Raw genomic sequence first — 1,898 nt, 5'->3', positions numbered from 1 at the left:
CGCTCTTCCCGCGCTGGCTGATCGAACAGATGGCCGAGGACCTGACCCGGATCTTCGCGCAGTTGGCCGACGGCACGGTGCAGCGGCTGCGGGATTTCGCGCTGCCGAGCCAGTCACTGCCGCTGCCGGCGCCATTGGCCGACACGGACGCGGAGGCTCCGCAGTGCCTGCACGTGCTGTTCGAACGGCAGGCGGCGCGAACCCCGCAACAGATCGCGCTGCGCTTCGGCGCCGAGCACCTGGATTACGCCAGCCTCAACGCCCGTGCCAACCAACTGGCGTATGCGCTGGCGGCGGCCGGGGTGCAACCTGGAACGCTGGTCGGCGTCTGCCTGCCGCGCAGCCTGGAACTGGTGGTGGCGCTGCTGGCCGTGCTCAAGGCCGGGGCCGCCTATGTGCCGATGGACCCGGAGTATCCGGCCGAACGGCTGCGCTACATCGCCGCCGATGCCGGACTGGGCCAGATCCTGGCGACCCCGTCGACCCGCGGCTGCGTGGAGGAGATCGATGCGCGCGTGCTGGATGTGTCCAGCGCCGCGGCATTCGCCGACTTCCCCAGCCACGACCCGGCCCTGGAGATCGCCGCGTCTAGCCTGGCGTACCTGATCTACACCTCCGGCACCACCGGTCGCCCCAAGGGTGTGATGATCGAACACCGCAATGCGGCGGAGATGCTGGCCTGGGCCCACGCGACCTATGCCGCCGAGCAACTGGCCGTGGTGCTGGCCTCGACCTCGATCTGCTTCGACCTGTCGGTGTTCGAGATGTTCGCGCCGTTGACCCGTGGCGGCTGCTGCCTGCTGGTCGGGCATATTCTGGACATCCATCAGTCCGCGCAGGTACGCGGCAGCGGCGTCACGCTGATCAACACCGTGCCGTCGGCGATCATGCAACTGCTCGATACCGGGGCGATTCCCGCGTCGGTCCAGGTGGTCAACCTGGCCGGCGAAGCGTTGCTGGCTCCGGTGGTCGAACAGATCTACGCGCGAACCGCGGTGCAGGCAGTCTACAACCTGTACGGGCCGTCGGAAGACACGACCTATTCGACCTATGCGCTGTGCCGGCGCGAGTCGGGCCGGGCGCCTGACATCGGTATTCCGATCCGCGGCTGCCAGGCGTTCGTGGTCGATCGCCAGGGCCAGATCGCGCCGCGCGGCGTGGCCGGCGAGCTGTACCTGGGGGGAACCGGCCTGTCGCCCGGCTACTGGCAGCGTCCCGAGCTGACAGCCGAGAAGTTCGTACCCGGCGCCAGCATCGGCGTGGCATTGCCGCGGCTGTACCGCACCGGCGATCTGGTGCGCTGGACCGAACAGGGCGTGTTGGAATTCATCGGCCGCCTGGATCAGCAGGTCAAGCTCAACGGCTTCCGCATCGAGTTGGGCGAGATCGAAGCGGTGTTGGCGGCCAGCGGCGTGGTCAAGACCAGCGCGGTCCTCAAGCTGGACGATGCGCAAGGCCAACGGTTGGTCGCCTTCGTGCAGTACCTGGCGGGGCAGGGCGAGACGGACGAGGCGTTGGAAGTGCGCGCGCGCGCGTACCTGCGTGGTCACTTGCCGAGCTTCATGCTGCCACAGGAATGGATCGCGCTGCAGTCGCTGTCGCTGAGTGCCAACGGCAAGATCGACCGCAATGCGCTGCGGGCCCGGTACGCCGGCCATCGCAGCGGGGAGACAACGGCGCGCGAGGTACAACCGGCACGCAACGCCACCGAGCAGTGGATCGTGGCGTTGTGGCAGCGGTTGCTGAAGGTGGAGTCGGTGGGGATCGGCGACAACTTCTTCGCACTGGGCGGACGTTCGCTGCTGGCGCTGCAGGTGATCAATGCGATCAACCGGCAGTTCGGCTGCCAGCTGTCGATGGTGGATGTATTCAAGCACCCCACCATCGGCGAACTGGCC

1 protein-coding gene is annotated in these 1,898 nt (G+C 67.8%); it reads left to right on the top strand.

All coding sequences use genetic code 11. The annotated features are described in order from the left end of the window. A partial coding sequence (locus tag SLW56_RS20750; protein ID WP_320695404.1) for a non-ribosomal peptide synthetase occupies positions 1-1,898 on the top strand: 1,898 nt, incomplete at both ends.

The organism is Xanthomonas sp. LF07-6 (assembly GCF_034105445.1).
Lineage (GTDB): Bacteria > Pseudomonadota > Gammaproteobacteria > Xanthomonadales > Xanthomonadaceae > Xanthomonas_A > Xanthomonas_A sontii.
The sequence above is the reverse complement of the archived record's forward strand: the minus strand, read 5'-3'. Positions and strand labels throughout refer to the sequence as shown.